This is a genomic window from Nonomuraea sp. ZG12, from assembly GCF_052068115.1.
Classification (GTDB): Bacteria; Actinomycetota; Actinomycetes; order Streptosporangiales; family Streptosporangiaceae; genus Nonomuraea.
The window spans coordinates 146,404-160,921 of record NZ_JBQHCW010000001.1; the positions used below are offsets into that span (position 1 = coordinate 146,404).

The following is a 14,518-nucleotide window of genomic DNA, read 5'->3' on the forward strand; positions in this document are numbered from 1 at the left end:
CCGATACCGGGTGGGTGACCACGATGGCGACCGAACCGACGACCGCACGCACGGTTCTGCCGGGCGTGCCTCCGTTCACTGTCGATGACCTGCTCAAGTTTCCCGACGACGGGAACCGATATGAGCTCTTCAACGGGAGCCTACTGGTGAGCCCTGCCCCGACCCCGCTGCATCAGCGCGTCATCTTTCGTCTCCAGCGGATTCTGGACGATGCGGCACCCCCTGGTCTTGAACCGCTGTCGACGGTGAACCTCAGGGCGGGTGACAAGGATTACTACATCCCCGACCTCGTGGTGGTGCCGGAGACCGCGACCGAGGCCGCGTCGCTCATGTTCACGCCCGAGGACATCCTCCTCGCCGTGGAAGTCGTCAGCCCGAGCACCAAGATCCGTGACAGGGCGTTCAAGAGCGAGGCCTATGCCGCTGTGGGCATCTCCGCCTATTGGCGGATCGAGCTCGATGAAGGTCCGACCGTCTACGTCTACGAACTCGACGGCGATTCCTACGGGACGCCTACCCCCTTCAAGGCTGGGAGCGTTGCCACCATGGCGATGCCCTATCCGGTCACCTTCGACCCCGGCGATCTGGTCTGAGCGGGCGGCGCGGCTGGAGCGTAGTCCTCGGCCGCGCCTTGAGGGGTGACGTGGCCCGCCTCCAGGTCGGCTTCGAGCAGCGCGGGATCCCGCTCGCGGGGTGGGCCGACGCCGCCGCCGCCCGTCGTCTCCACGATGAACGCCTCGCCGGCGGCGAACCGGACGTTGTTCACCTTTGACGCCAGGCGCTCGATCGAGCCGTCCGGCCGGCGCTTGAAGAAGCCGCCCAGTCTGCCGGGCTGCCCGCCGTCGCGCCCCGGCGGGGCCAGGCGCAGGCGGTCGCCCCGGGTCGTCACATGGCAGTCGGCCAGGAACCGGTAGACGGTGCGCGAACCCAGCCCGCCACGGTGCCGCCCCGCGCCGCCCGAGTCCGGGATCGTCTCGATCGACTCGACCACCAGCGGGCAGCGGCCCTCCACCGGCTCCACCTGCGGCACCGAGTTGCGGCCCACACCGAAGTGCACGCCCGTCGCGTCCGGCCCGTCCAGCCCCGGCCGCGCCCCGACGCCGCCGAAGTCGTACGAGAGATGGATCCAGTACGGCGCGTCCACGGAGGCGATCGAGAACGGCTGCAGGATCCCGCTCGCCGCGATGGCCCGCTCGGGCACCGCGTCGGACAGCGCCTGGAAGATGGCCTCCATGGCGGCGTAGATGGGGACGAAACGGCCGCCACAGGGATAGGGCGAGCGGGCGTCGAGCAGCGAGCCGGGCGGCAGTCGCACGTCGATCGCGCGCAGGCAGCCGTCGTTCATCGGGATCGTCGGGTCCAGGAAGCACCGCACCGCGAACACGGCCGCCGCCAGCGACTGCGACGCCGACGCGTTGATCGCCGCCGGCACCTGCGGGTCCGTCCCCGCGAAGTCCACCACCACCGACGCCCCATCGATCACCGGGGTGCCATCGCCCGGCCCGGCCTCACCGCCCGCCGGCGCCCCACTACGCCGGGTGCCGGCTTGCTGGGCGTTGTCCGGTTGGTTCTGCTGGCGTGCGTGGGGGGTCTCGTTGCCGGGGTCGACGGTCCGTGCGTTGGGCTGAGGATGGTCGAGGGTGATCGTCACGCGGATGTGGTGGGGGGTGTCGGGGTTCATGCCGTCGTCGTCTATGGGGTAGGACGCCTGGTAACGGCCTGGGGGGAGGGTGGACAGGGCGGCTCGGGTTCTGGTCTCGGTGTAGTCGAGGTAGGCGTCTATCCCGGCCCGCAATCCCGTCTCGCCGTACTCCCGGATCAGGGCGTCGATACGGGTGGCGGCGACGGCGGTGCCCGCGACGAGGGCGCGTACGTCGCCCATCACCTTGTCGGGGGTGCGGCTGTTCGCCCGCAGGATGGCCTCCACCGTGGGCTCCAGGCCGTCGGCGGTGGCCAGGCGGACGGGAGGGAGTTGCAGGCCCTCCAGGTAGATGTCCGTGGCCAGGGGAGCCATGCCGCCCGCGGACAGGCCGCCCAGGTCCGAGACGTGGATCATGGTGGCGGTGAAGTAGGCGGGTACGCCTGATGTGCAGACCGGGCGGTAGACCAGCAGGTCGTTGGTGTGGACGCCGCCCCGGTAGGCGTCGTTGAGCACGAACACGTCGCCGGGGCGCATCGTCGCGAGCGGGATGTCCTTGACGAGCTCCGGAAGGGCGACCTTCAGGGCCATGCTGTTCATCAGCGTGGTGGCCATGGAGTGGGCGATCAGGCGGCCGTCGGCGTCCAGGATGGCGGCCGAGGCGTCGGAGCCCTCGACGATGAAGGTCGAGTACGCGGAACGCACCACGACGATGCCGGCCTCTTCGGCGGCGACGACCAGGGCGTTCCTGAGCACCTCGGCGGTCAGGGCGTCGCTCATGCGCCGGGCTCCCGGATCAGGTGTACGGCGCGCGCTTCGTCGAGGTGCGCGGTCCAGCCTGGCGGGACGACGATCGTGGACCCGGGGTCTTCGATGACCGCTGGGCCGTGCAGCCTGTCCAGGGTGTCTCTGGTGTGCACGGGAACCTCTACGTATGCGCCGCCGAAGTACGCGGGACGGGTGGGGACGGCCGTCGATGGTTCCTCGGCCGTTGGGGTGGGGTCGGGTTCGGCCGTACGGGTTGCGCCGGTCTCCGCCGTACTACTTCTCGCCGTACCGGCGCTGGGAGGGGGTGTGGTGCTGCCCAAGCGGCCGCTGTCGGCCGTGGGGGTGCTGATGTGGCGTGGCTCCGGGGTCTGGGTGGGGGAGTTGGAGTGGCGTGGCTCCGGGGTCTGGGTGGGGGAGTTGGAGTGGTGTGGGTTGGGGTGAGGGGGTTGGGGCGGTGGGGGGAGGGTTAGGCGGAGGCGGTAGGCGACTACTTCTATGGCGGACTGTTGGGCTATGCCGTACACCTGGGTGTATTTCGTGAAGAAGCGGGATGCCAGCTCCTCTCGGGCTGGGCTCCAGGGGATCGTCAGGTCGTGGGACTGGCCCCGGAAGCGGACGTCGGCTGAGCGGGTGATCTCCAGGCCGGGGGTCGTCAGGGAGAGGCCGAGGTCGGCGGCGGCGGTGTGGGCCAGCGTGGAGAAGAGCGCGTCGGGGTCCTCGGCGTCGAGGCGGGAGATGACGCGTTCGGTGGACAGGGCGCCGGTGAGGAGACCGGCGGCGGAGGCGACACCGGAGTGGGCGGGGACGAGCACCCGCGAGATGCCGAAGCGCTCGGCGACGCGGGCCGCGTGCATGGGGCCGGCGCCGCCGAAGGCGACCAGGGCGAAGCCGCGCGGGTCGATGCCCCGCTGCACGGTCACCACGTGGACGGCCGAGGCCATCGAGGCGCTGACGATCTCGTGGACGGCGTGTGCCGCCTCGGCCCTGGTGACTCCCAGCGGGCCCGCCAGGCGGTCGACGGCCCGCGCGGCGAGGGACGGTGACAGCGGGATGGTGGCCGAGGAGAGGTAGCCGAGCACCAGGTTCGCGTCCGTCACGGTGGGTTCGCTGCCGCCGAGCGCGTAGCAGGCGGGGCCGGGGGAGGAGCCGGCCGAGCGGGGGCCGACGCGGAGCGCGCCGGCGGCGTCCAGCCAGGCGATGCTGCCGCCGCCCGCGCCGATCTCTGCCAGATCGATGGCGGGCGTCTTGATGGGCACCCCGGTCCCGGCCCGGCGGCCGCCGAAGCTGCCCTTGCCGCCCACGCGGAACTCGCGGGTGATCTCCGGGCGGCCGTCGCGGACCACGCAGACCTTGGCCGTGGTGCCGCCCATGTCGAAGGAGACGACCCTGCTGACCATGGGGCCCGCCCCGGTGCGCGCCGCCGCCAGGACGCCGGCCGCGGGGCCCGACTCGATGGTCGCCACCGCCCGCCGGGCCGCCAGTTCGGCGGAGATCACGCCGCCGCTGGAGTCCATGACGTGGATCGGCGCGCCGATGCCGAGCTCGGCCAGGCGGGCGGTCAGGCGGGAGAGGTACGAGGCCATGAGCGGCCCGACATAGGCGGACATGATGGTGGTGGTGGCGCGTTCGTACTCGCGGATCTCGGGCCAGATCTCCGATGAGATCACCACGTTCGGGACCGACTCGCGCAGGATGGCGGCGACCTGCCGCTCGTGCGCCGGGCAGGCGTAGGAGTGCAGCAGGCAGACTGCGGCGGAGGTGATGCCGCGCGCGGTGATCCGCGCGGCGACGCGCCGTACGGAGCCGAGGTCCAGGGGCGTGAGCACGGTGCCGCGCGCGGAGACGCGCTCGACCACCTCGAAGCAGTCGGCGGCGGCCACCGGCGGGGGTGGCGGGGTGAAACGCAGGTCGTAGCGGTCCTCCTCGACCCGGGCGTAGCGGCCGAGCGGGATGACCGAGCGGAAGCCCTGGGTGGTCACGAAGGCCACCCGTGGGCCCCGGCGTTCGAGCACCGCGTTGGTGGCCAGGGTGGTCGCGTGGACGACCCTGCTGACCTGGGCCGGGTCCACGCCGCCGAGCACCCGCGTAACGCCGGAGGCGATCCCCGCGATGGGGTCGTCGTGGGTGCTCAAACATTTGGCGGCCGTCAGCGTGCCGGTGGGGGCGCGCAGGACCACGTCGGTGAAGGTCCCGCCGACGTCGACGCCGATCGCGTAACCCATCTGCGCAAGGAAAGCACACAAGCAAGCGCTTGTCTACATGGCGATGACTTGACTTACGGCAGGTGCTTGGGACGCTGGTCATAACTATTCTTCAGGGAGCGGTGGATGGCGCGTCTCACAGCCCTGGCAGGCGGTGTCGCGGTGATGACCGTCCTGCTGGCCATGCCCTCGACGGCACACGAGCATCCCAGCGGGATCACCGATCTGGTGACCCCCGCGGTGGTCCGGGTGGAGGCCGTCTCGCACGTCGAGATCACGCTGCTCGACCACCTGGGTGAGCTCAAGCATGTGGAGCGTTCCTACGACATCCCTCTCGGCCAGGGCACCGGCACCGTGGTCAACCCCGAGGGCGCGATCGTCACGCTCACCCGCGTCGTCAAGACCGACGACGAGGACGTGGCCGTGCTGGCGGCCAACCGGATCTTCGCCGCGCACCACAAGGTCAAGATCCCGCAGGACGCCAAGCGCCACTCGCTCAAGGACCCGCGGCTCGACCACCACCTCGAAGAGTGCTACCCGCCGAAGAAGTCCACCGCCACCTGCATCATCGACGTGACGACCGACATCACGATCTTCCCGAACGTGTCCCCGGCCGACTCCGACGGCTTCAAGGCGGAGCTGGTCAGAGCCGGGTCCGGCCCCGATGCCCCCGCCGTGCTGATGCCCTCCGGCCGGGCAGTCGGCAGCGTCGGCATGCCCACCGCCCCGCTCGCCGACAAGGTGCCCGACCTGGTGGGCTCGCCCACCAGCGTCGCCGGCTTCCTCGGCAGGCCGGGCCCGAGCGTGCGCAGCACCGTCGAGATCGCCCACCTGGGCAAGGGCGGCGGCGCGGGCGACAAGGGCAGGCCGTTCGCGGACCCGGAGAGCAAGATCGACGAGCCCGTCAAGCTCGGCGGCCTGGCCGATCGGGGCATGGCCGGCGCGCCGGTCATCGGCGACAAGGACGGGCACGTCATCGGCATGCTCGTCGGCGGCGGCAAGAGCGCCAGGATGATCGGCGTACGGGAGATCACCTCGATGCTGACCAAGGCGGGGATCGCGCCGCGCAGAGGGGCGATCGACTCGGCCTTCGAGGGCGCGCTGACCCGCTACCACACCAAGTACTACACCGAGGCGGCGCCGGGCTTCCAGCGCGTCCTGGAGCTCTATCCCGGCAACACGGTGGCCGCCGAGCTGCTGAAGGTCTCGCTGGCCAAGCGGGGCGGCCCGGAGGACGAGGGCACCAAGCAGGCGGCCGTGCCGGTCGCCGAGTCCACGCCGCTGTGGCCGTTCATCGTGGCGGCCGCGGTGCTGTTCGTCGCCGCCGGGACCGGCGCGTTCGTGCTGTGGCGGCGCCGCTCGCCGGCCGACCCGCCCGAGCCGCCGTCACCACCATCAGCGCCATCTCCACCGACACCGCCCGCGATCACCGCGGAGCCTCTCGACGAGGGGTCCAGCCAGACGGTCGTGGTGCGCAGGTCGGTGGCGTTCGGGGCGGTTCCGCAGCAGAAGCAGGTGCTGACCGCGCAGGAGCCGTCGATCAAGTACTGTACGGCCTGCGGCATGAGGCTGGGGCACGGGCACCGGTTCTGCGGCTACTGCGGTCACCCCAGCGAGACGTGATGCAATTGAACGAGCGAGGACTCATCGGCCAGGAGGTGGCCGGCTACTACATCGAGGACATCGTCGGCAAGGGCGGCATGGCCGTCGTCTACCTGGCGCTGGACCCTCGGCTGAGCCGCCGCGTGGCACTGAAGATCCTCAACCCGGTGCTGAGCGTCGACGACCGATTCAGGCAGCGGTTCATCCTGGAGTCCAGGACCGTCGCCAGCATCGAGCACCCCAACATCATCCCCATCTACGAGGCCAACGCCGACGACGACGGTGTGCTCTACATCGCCATGCGCTATGTCGACGGCCTCGACCTGCGCCGGCTGATCTACGACCGGGGGCCGCTGCCGCTCGGGCAGGCCAACCGGATCTTCGCCCAGGTGGCCGCCGCCCTGGACGCGGCGCACGCGCACGACCTGATCCACCGCGACGTGAAGCCGGCCAACATCCTGCTCGCGGGCGACCACGTCTACCTCACCGACTTCGGCATCACCAAGCACCGCACGTCGATCTCCGGGCTGACGCAGACCGACCAGTTCATCGGCACGCCGCGGTACATGTCCCCCGAGCAGATCAACAAGGAGCACATCGACGGCCGGGCCGACCAGTACGCCCTGGCCTGCGTGGTCTACGAGGCGCTGTCGGGGCGGCTGCCGTTCCAGCGTGACAACGACATCGCGCTGCTCTGGGCGCACCTGGCCGAGCAGCCGACGCCGCTGTCGCAGCTGCGGGCGGAGCTGCCGCCGGAGGTCGACGGGGTGATGATGCGGGCGCTGGGCAAGGCGCCCGAGCAGCGTTACGGGTCGTGCGCGGAGTTCGTCGCCGCGCTGCGGGACGCGATCAGCGGCGTCGCGGCGTCGGCGCCCGTCCCGGCGGGCCCGATCACCGCGCCGGGGGCCGCGCCGTCGACCGGCCCGTCCTCGCTGCCCGTGCAACTGGCCAAGGTACGGCAGCGCACCGCGGCGGCCAGGCCGGGCAGGCTGCCGATCGTGGCGGCCACGCTGACCGCGGCCCTCGCGGCGCTGGCGCTGGTCGTCATGATCATCATCAACCAGCGGGGTGACGCCTGGGTCCGCTACCAAGACACCACCGCCGCCCCGGTGACGTTCGAGTATCCGGCCTCCTGGACCGCGCGCACGCACGCCGACCTGTTCTCGCTGGCCTCGCCGCGCGCCGCGGAGTTCGAGGCGATGTTCGTCTCCGGCGCGAGCGCCAACTGGTCGCGGGTCAACCCGATCATCACCGGCGACCCGGAGGAGGCGGTCGGCGTGTACGTTCAGGTCTCCGACACGCTCGACGCGGGCGCCGGCCGCGAGCAGATGAAGGCCATGCTGGAGGGCCTGCTGCCGGGCGAGATCGAGGTGACCGCGCCCGTCCCCGACCGCGCGGGCAACAGCGAGGCCACCCGCTACGACGGCTCGCTGCGCGACCGCAACACCGGCAACGGGCTCGGCTTCGTCGGCTACGTCATCGATCACGAGCCCAAGCCGATCCTGGTGCTGTACTTCTGCGCCCAGAACCGCTGCGACGACAGCAACCAGGTCCGCGTGCGGCAGAGCGTGCTCGTGTCCTGAGCGGCGGACGGCTTGTAACTGACTTGGATGCGGCTTGACCAGGCTGTTCAAGCCGCCGGTCGGCGTCTACCCTCTCGACCTTGTGGGCATTCGAATCGTCATTGTGGACGACCAGGCGATGGTCCGGGCGGGGCTGCGCATGGTCGTGGAGAGCGAACCCGGCATGGAGGTCGTCGGCGAGGCGGCCGACGGACGCGACGCCATCGTCGTGGCCCGGCGCACCCGGCCCGACATCGTGCTGATGGACATCTCCATGCCGCGGCTCGACGGCCTGAGCGCGGCCCGGGAACTGCTCGACACCCCGTCCCCGCCCAAGGTCATCACGCTCACCACGTTCGACACCGACGAGAACCTCTGGGCGGCCCTGCGCGCCGGCACCAGCGGCTTCCTGCTGAAGGTGTCCCCGCCCGAGCAGCTCATCGAGGCCATCCGCATCGTGCACGCCGGCGACGCGCTGCTCGACCCGGCCGTCACCAGCCGGGTGATCGCCTCCTTCGCGGGCCGCGCCGAGCCGGTGCCCTCGCCCAGGCTGGACGAGCTGACGCCGCGCGAGCTGGAGGTGCTGCGCCTGCTCGCCCGCGGGCTGACCAATGCCGAGATCGCCCGCAAGCTGTTCGTGGGGGAGGCCACGGTCAAGACGCATGTGGCGCGGGTGCTGATGAAGCTGGGGCTGCGCGACCGGGCCCAGGCGGTGGTCTTCGCCTACGAGTCCGGCGTGGTGCGGCCGGGCGACGCGGACTGACCGCATCTCAGCATACGGAACCCTTTTTGTAAGCTCATGGGGTGCTATGTGTATATTTTCCGTCATAAGGCGGGAGTGACAGGAGAAATTTCATGCATGCGTTCCCCAGGGTGCTGTTCGACGAGGCCCACAGCGAGTCGTGGACCATCCGGCGAGAGGTGGCCGAGGCCATCAGCCCCGCCCACCCCGACGACAACAGTTACGCGCGCGCCGCCGGGCTGCTGCGCCATCTCGGCCACACCGTGACGGCGCACACCGAGGGCCCGCTCGACGCGGGAACGCTCCAGGAACAGGACCTGCTGGTCATCGCGCACCCGTCGGGTGAGCGGTGGGAGCGCACCACCGGGCAGGGCAGCCCGGTCTTCGCCCCGGCCGAGCTGGACGCCGTCGAGGCGTTCGTGGCCGGTGGCGGCGGGCTGGTCGTGCTGGCCGAGGAGGAGCAGGACAAGTACGGCAACAACCTGGCCGAGCTGCTCGCCCGGTTCGGCGTGGGCGTCGAGCACACCACCGTGCGCGACCCCCGGCACGCTCACCGGGGCGTCGCCACCTGGGTCCTCGCCGACCGCGCCACCGCGGACGGCCTGCTCGCGGGCGTCCGCGTCGCCTGCTTCTACCGCAGCGGGGTGCTGACCGCGCCGGACTCCGCCACCGTCCTGTTCACCACCTCGCCGGACGCCGCCCCGGCCGGCGCCCCGCTGGCGCTCTCGCTCCGGTACGGCCAGGGGCGCGTGGTGGTGTTCGCCGATTCGGACCTGTTCGGCGACGACTCGATCGAGGACCACGACCATCTCCGGCTGTGGGGCAACGTGATCACCTGGGCCGCCAGGATGCCCGGCCATCGGCCGGCCGTGGAGCAGGCGGGTCCGGCCGCGGTGACCCAGGAGGGAGACGGCCTCAGGGCCGAGCCCAAGGCCGTGCTGTTCGGCGAGCTCAAGGCCGTCGTGGAAGAGCTGCGGCCGATGCAGGCCAAGGACGGGTCGGTGCCCGAGGGCAAGGGGCGCGGCAAGGAGCTGGTCGCCGCGATCGCCGCCAAGGTGGGCGAAATGTCACCATATTTCCCCCAGGACGCCGCCTACCTCCAGGCCGTACAGGACGACCTCGCCGCATGGTCCCAGCAGGACCTCGGCGTCCCCGACTTCCTCGACTCGCTGAACCTCTTCCACCCCGACACCCAGCGCGTCGACGGCCTCGAACACCTCGTGCTCTTCCCGATGTACACCCAGAACGGCAACCCGGGCCGCAACCTGGAAGCCGTCTGGATCCGGACGATCTGGCCCGGCTGGCTGGCGGCGCTCGAGTCGGGCGGCTACGACAACCCGATGTTCGTGCCGATCGCGTTCGAGGACTTCACCTCCGGCTACGACACCCACTCGGCCGTGCTCTTCCCCGAGACGGTCGCGGTCCGCCAGGCGCCCGAGCGCTTCACCTGGGGCGGCATCTTCGCCGACCGGGAGGCCGCGAGGTTCAGGCGGGTGTCCAAGGCCGCCACCGAGACGCTCAGGCTGGAGCTGCCGCCGGACGCGGCCAGGCTGCTGGAGTCGCAGCGGCTCGCCCAGGACACCTTCGTGCTCTGGGACCTGGTCCACGACCGCACGCACAGTCACGGCGACCTGCCCTTCGACCCGTTCATGATCAAGCAGCGGATGCCGTACTGGCTCTACTCCCTGGAGGAGCTGCGCTGCGACCTGACGGCGTTCGGCGAGGCGGTGAAGCTGGAGAGCGAGGGCGTGCCGTACGCCCGGTACGTGCAGCACGCGATCCTGTTCGACCGGCTGTTCCGGTTCCCGATCACAGGGGCTCGGGTGCGCAACTACGACGGGCTCGGCGGTCAGCTCCTGTTCGCCTACCTGCACCGCAACGACATCGTCCGGTGGACCGACAACCGGCTCTCGATCGACTGGGACCGGGTCGCCGACGGCGTGGCCGACCTGCGGGGCGAGGTGGAGAAGCTCTACCGCGACAGCATCGACCGGTCCAAGCTGGCGCACTGGCTGGCGGCGCACGAGCTGGTCGGCGCCTACGTCGAGCCGCACCCGGCCTCCGTCTGGGCGCAGGGCGTCCAGGCGCTGCCCGAGGAGCAGAAGGCCAAGGTGGACGCGGTGCTGCCGGACGAGTTCCCCCTGAGCATGTTCTACGAGGCGCTGCGCCGTAAGCTGACAGACGTGGTCGAATCGACGAGGGGGATCCGCGCGTGATCATCGTGGTGACGGGCGCCGGTGGCCCCACCGGCACGGCAGTGTCCGAATATTTCCGTAAAAATGGGCACACCGTGCTTGAGGTCGGCAGAGACCAGGTCGACCTGCTCGACCGCGCCGCCGTGCAGGCGTTCGCCGGCCGGATCGAGGCCGAGCACGGCCACGTCGACGGGGTGATCCACCTGGTCGGCGGCTGGCGCGGGTCCGATTCGTTCGCCGAGACCGACCTCGGCGACTGGGACGCCCTGCACGACCTGCTGGTGCGCACCCTCCAGCATGTCTCGCTGGCCTTCGAGCCGCTGCTGCGCAAGAGCGCCAACGGCCGCTTCGTGATCGTCTCGGCCCAGGCCGCCCAGCGCCCGAGCGCCGGCGGCGCCGCCTACGCGGCCGCCAAGGCCGCCGCGGAGGCCTGGACGCTCTCCCTGGCCGACGCGCTCCAGGGCACCGGCAGCGCGGCGACCATCCTCGTCGTCAAGGCGCTGGTCAACGACGCCATGCGCGCCGCCAAGCCGGACGCCCGCTTCCCCGGCTTCACCGACGTACGCGACCTCGCCGAGGCGATCGGCGGGCTCTACGACCAGCCCGCCGCGCAGGTCAACGCGACCCGATTGGACCTCACCACGTGATTCGGCACGACCCCCGGCTCAAGGGCTTCGCCAGCGACAACTACGCCGGAGTGCACCCGGAGATCCTGCAGGCCATCGCCGACGCCAACGGCGGCCACCAGATCTCCTACGGCGACGACGTCTACACCGAGGCCCTGCAGGACATCTTCCGGCGCCACTTCGGCGACCGGGCGCGGGCCTGGCCCGTCTTCAACGGCACCGCCGCGAACGTCATCTCCCTGCGGGCCATGACCGCCCAGTGGGAAGCGGTCATCTGCCCCGAGACCGCGCACATCAACACCGACGAGGGCGGCGCGCCGGAGGTGGCCGGCGGCATCAAGCTCCTGACCGTCCCCACCCCCGACGGCAAGCTCACCCCCGAGCTCGTCGACCGCCAGGCGTGGGGCTTCGGCGACGTGCACCGCGCCCAGCCGAAGGTCGTGTCCATCTCCAACACCACCGAGCTCGGCACCGTCTACACCCCCGGCGAGATCGCCGCGATCTGCGCGCACGCGCACGAGCGCGGCCTGCTCGTCCACCTCGACGGTTCCCGCCTCACCAACGCCGCCGCCGCCCTCGACGTGCCGCTGCGGGCGCTGACCACCGATGCGGGCGTGGACGTGCTCTCCTTCGGCGGCACGAAGATCGGGCTGCTGTACGGTGAAGCGGTCGTGGTGCTCAATCCCGAGGCGGCCACCGGCGTCGACTACATCCGCAAGACGTTCATGCAGTTGTCGTCGAAGATGCGGTTCGTGTCCGCGCAGTTCGAGGCGCTGCTCTCCGGCGACCTCTGGCTGCGCAACGCCCGGCACGCCAACGCCATGGGCAGACGGCTGGCCGAGGCCGTCCGCGACCTGCCCGGCGTCGAGGTGCCGCGCCCCGTCGAGGCCAACGCGGTCTTCGCCGTCCTGCCCGCCGACGTCACCCAGCGACTGCAGAAGCGCTTCCGCTTCTACACCTGGAACGAGGCGACGGGCGAGGTCCGCTGGATGTGCGCGTGGGACACCACCGAAGCCGACGTGGACGCCTTCGCCGCCGCGGTGGCCGAGGAACTGGGCGTCCAGCCCTCCTGACGGCGTCCTTCCTGAACGCCGGGCCGGCATCGAGCGCGTCGAGCGCCGGGCTCAGGCCTGGCGTTCAGCGCTTGAGGGCCAGGCGGGCGGCCTGGTGGCCGCCGATGCCGTGCACCCCGGCCCCCGGCGGCGTCGAGGCGGAGCAGAGGAAGACGCCCGGGAGCGGGGTGCGCCACGGCGCGGGCGACCAGACCGGCCGCTTCACGAACTGCCCGAGGCTGGCCAGCCCGCCGCCGATGTCGCCGCCCAGCAGGTTGGCGTTCGCCGCCTCCAGCGCGGCCGGTCCCATGACGTGCCGGGCCAGCACCCGCTCGCCGAACCCCGGCGCGAACCGCTCGATCTGCGCCTCGATCGCGCCCGTCATGTCCACCGGCGACCCGTTGGGAACATGGCAGTATGCCCACAGCGTGTGCCCGCCCCGGCCGGGGTCCGCGGCGTACGGCTGCACGAGCAGGACGTACGGGCGCGGCGAGTGACGTCCGGCGGCCGTCTCCGCCTCGCTGAGCGTGATCTCCTCCAGCGTGCCGCCCAGGTGCACGGTGCCCGCACCCGCCACCGCCGGGTCCCGCCACGGCACCGGCCCGTCTAGCGCCCAGTCCATCTTGAACACGCCCGGCCCACGACGGAAGCGGGACAGCCGCCGCCGGTAGGGGGCGGGCAAGTCGGCCATCCGCAGGAACTGCTCCGGTGACACGTCGAGCACCACCGTCTCCGCGTCGAGCTCGGCCAACCGGCGCACCCGGTGACCGGTCACCGCCTGGCCGCCCAGCTTGCGCAACAGGGCGACCAGGGCGTCGGCCAGCACCTGGGAACCGCCCTTGACCAGCGGCCAGCCCACCAGGTGGGCCAGCGCGCCGAGGGTCAGGCCGTACCCACTGGTCAGCGGCGAGCGGAGGTCCAGCATCGTGTGCGCGGCCATGCCCGCCAGCAGCGCGCGCCCCGCCACGGTCCTGAACCCGCGCCGCGCGAGCGTCGTGGCGGGCAGGGTGGCGATCATCCCGAAGCGCGCGGCGGCGGCGAGGGTGGCCGGCCGCACCTGCTGAGCCCCCCACGGGCCCAGCGGCCGCAGCAGCAGGTCCGTGAGCGGGAACCCGGCCCGCGCCACCGCCCCCGCCGTCGCCCGCCACACCGCCGCGTCCCGTCCCAGCCCCTCGCAGGTGGTGCGCACGTCGCGGTGCAGGAGCACGGCGGGGCGGTCGTCGAGCGGATGCGCGGCGGCCACCGGCGGGTGGACGAACTCGACGCCGTCCAGGTCCAGCTCGCGCAGCGCGGGGGAGGCCAGCGCCATCGCCATCACGGTCGCGCCCAGGTCGTGCACCCGGCCGGGCAGCGTCAGCTCCGCCGAGCGCAGCCCGCCGCCGAACCGGTCGGCCGCCTCCAGCAGCAGCACCTCGCGCCCGGCCAGGGCGAGCGTCACGGCCGCGACGAGCCCGTTGGGGCCCGATCCCACGACGACCGCGTCGGCGCTCATCAGGACGCCGGCAGCGCGCCCCGCCGGGCGAGCAGATCGGTCATGAGGTCGATCTCGGCCTTCTGGCCGTCGACGATCTTGCGTGCCATCCTGACCACCTCCGTGCGGTCCGACAGCCTGAGCAGGCCTTCGGCCATCTCCACGCCGCCCTCGTGATGGCGGATCATGAGCCGCAGGAACTGCACCTCGGCTTCGGCGCCCGTCAGCTCGTCCAGCTTGGCCAGGTCCTGCTGCGAGGCCATGCCGGGCATCTCCTGCGTCGAGGCCGACACCTGGACGTGGCCGTGGCCGTTCATCCACCGCATCGGCCGCAGGTCCGTCGACTGGGTGAGCCCCCACTGCTCCAGCCAGCCCAGGAACATGCCGCGCTGGTTGGCCTGCGTGTTGATGATGTCGAAGGCCAGGTTTCGGATCTCCCCGGACTCGCTCTTGTCCCTGATCGTGAAGGACATGGCGACGGCCTGCGCGTGGTGCGTGGCCATGTCGCGGGCGAACCCCGCCTCCGGCGAGGTGTCACCGGGCGTGCCCCGGCCACCGAACACGAGGAACACCGCGGCGGCGACGACGACCAGGACGGCGAGGGCGACGAAGAGCGATCTGCTGGCGGGTTTCTCCATGGCCTCTACAGCCTACCCAGCC

11 protein-coding genes are annotated in these 14,518 nt (G+C 71.6%); 7 read left to right on the top strand and 4 right to left on the bottom strand.

Annotated elements, in window-relative coordinates; all coding sequences use genetic code 11:
• Positions 1-23: 23 nt before the first annotated feature.
• Positions 24-593 (top strand): Uma2 family endonuclease, encoded by a 570-nt coding sequence (locus ACTMTF_RS00580; protein ID WP_441108720.1) that lies wholly within the window; start codon positions 24-26, stop codon positions 591-593.
• On the opposite strand, the gene ACTMTF_RS00585 is transcribed toward ACTMTF_RS00580, so the two are convergent.
• Together ACTMTF_RS00585 and ACTMTF_RS00590 are read right to left on the bottom strand one after the other, a co-directional pair.
• Positions 557-2,419: a hydantoinase B/oxoprolinase family protein gene (locus tag ACTMTF_RS00585; protein ID WP_441108721.1), complete on the bottom strand. Its 1,863-nt coding sequence runs from the start codon at positions 2,417-2,419 to the stop codon at positions 557-559. The two genes, ACTMTF_RS00580 and ACTMTF_RS00585, sit on opposite strands and share 37 nt — an antisense overlap.
• Positions 2,416-4,629: a hydantoinase/oxoprolinase family protein gene (locus ACTMTF_RS00590; RefSeq protein WP_441108722.1), complete on the bottom strand. Its 2,214-nt coding sequence runs from the start codon at positions 4,627-4,629 to the stop codon at positions 2,416-2,418. The genes ACTMTF_RS00585 and ACTMTF_RS00590 overlap by 4 nt, the downstream gene beginning before the upstream one ends.
• A gap of 105 nt (positions 4,630-4,734) precedes the next feature.
• Between ACTMTF_RS00590 and ACTMTF_RS00595 the strand changes: the two genes are divergently transcribed.
• The 6 genes from ACTMTF_RS00595 (at position 4,735) to ACTMTF_RS00620 (ending at position 12,408) form a co-directional block, all read left to right on the top strand.
• Positions 4,735-6,231, top strand: coding sequence for a zinc ribbon domain-containing protein (locus ACTMTF_RS00595; RefSeq protein ID WP_441108723.1), 1,497 nt, complete (start codon positions 4,735-4,737; stop codon positions 6,229-6,231).
• Positions 6,231-7,793 (top strand): serine/threonine protein kinase, encoded by a 1,563-nt coding sequence (locus ACTMTF_RS00600; protein WP_397001395.1) that lies wholly within the window; start codon positions 6,231-6,233, stop codon positions 7,791-7,793. Before ACTMTF_RS00595 ends, ACTMTF_RS00600 begins: the two co-directional genes overlap by 1 nt.
• Before the next feature lie 82 nt (positions 7,794-7,875).
• A complete protein-coding gene (locus ACTMTF_RS00605) occupies positions 7,876-8,535 on the top strand; it encodes a response regulator (RefSeq protein WP_397001558.1) in 660 nt (219 codons plus the stop codon).
• Between the two features lie 92 nt (positions 8,536-8,627).
• A complete protein-coding gene (locus ACTMTF_RS00610; RefSeq protein ID WP_441108724.1) occupies positions 8,628-10,730 on the top strand; it encodes a DUF6421 family protein in 2,103 nt (700 codons plus the stop codon).
• Positions 10,727-11,356, top strand: a complete 630-nt coding sequence (locus tag ACTMTF_RS00615; RefSeq protein ID WP_441108725.1) for an SDR family NAD(P)-dependent oxidoreductase — start codon at positions 10,727-10,729, stop codon at positions 11,354-11,356. The genes ACTMTF_RS00610 and ACTMTF_RS00615 overlap by 4 nt, the downstream gene beginning before the upstream one ends.
• On the top strand, positions 11,353-12,408 hold the full coding sequence (locus ACTMTF_RS00620) for a threonine aldolase family protein (protein WP_441108726.1): 1,056 nt from the start codon (positions 11,353-11,355) through the stop codon (positions 12,406-12,408). Before ACTMTF_RS00615 ends, ACTMTF_RS00620 begins: the two co-directional genes overlap by 4 nt.
• Positions 12,409-12,472: 64 nt before the next feature.
• On the opposite strand, the gene ACTMTF_RS00625 is transcribed toward ACTMTF_RS00620, so the two are convergent.
• On the bottom strand, positions 12,473-13,879 hold the full coding sequence (locus ACTMTF_RS00625; RefSeq protein ID WP_441108727.1) for a phytoene desaturase family protein: 1,407 nt from the start codon (positions 13,877-13,879) through the stop codon (positions 12,473-12,475).
• The gene (locus tag ACTMTF_RS00630) at positions 13,879-14,496 is read right to left on the bottom strand and encodes a DUF305 domain-containing protein (RefSeq protein ID WP_441108728.1); all 618 of its coding nucleotides are present in this window, start codon (positions 14,494-14,496) and stop codon (positions 13,879-13,881) included. The genes ACTMTF_RS00625 and ACTMTF_RS00630 overlap by 1 nt, the downstream gene beginning before the upstream one ends.
• Positions 14,497-14,518: the final 22 nt, after the last annotated feature.

Excerpts from the sequence above, each read along its gene's own strand:
- ACTMTF_RS00580 (WP_441108720.1), top strand. The coding sequence starts at position 24 with ATGGCGACCGAACCGACGACCGCACGCACGGTTCTGCCGGGCGTGCCT.
- ACTMTF_RS00585 (WP_441108721.1), bottom strand. The coding sequence starts at position 2,419 with ATGAGCGACGCCCTGACCGCCGAGGTGCTCAGGAACGCCCTGGTCGTC.
- ACTMTF_RS00590 (WP_441108722.1), bottom strand. The coding sequence starts at position 4,629 with ATGGGTTACGCGATCGGCGTCGACGTCGGCGGGACCTTCACCGACGTG.
- ACTMTF_RS00595 (WP_441108723.1), top strand. The coding sequence starts at position 4,735 with ATGGCGCGTCTCACAGCCCTGGCAGGCGGTGTCGCGGTGATGACCGTC.
- ACTMTF_RS00600 (WP_397001395.1), top strand. The coding sequence starts at position 6,231 with ATGCAATTGAACGAGCGAGGACTCATCGGCCAGGAGGTGGCCGGCTAC.
- ACTMTF_RS00610 (WP_441108724.1), top strand. The coding sequence starts at position 8,628 with ATGCATGCGTTCCCCAGGGTGCTGTTCGACGAGGCCCACAGCGAGTCG.
- ACTMTF_RS00625 (WP_441108727.1), bottom strand. The coding sequence starts at position 13,879 with ATGAGCGCCGACGCGGTCGTCGTGGGATCGGGCCCCAACGGGCTCGTC.
- ACTMTF_RS00630 (WP_441108728.1), bottom strand. The coding sequence starts at position 14,496 with ATGGAGAAACCCGCCAGCAGATCGCTCTTCGTCGCCCTCGCCGTCCTG.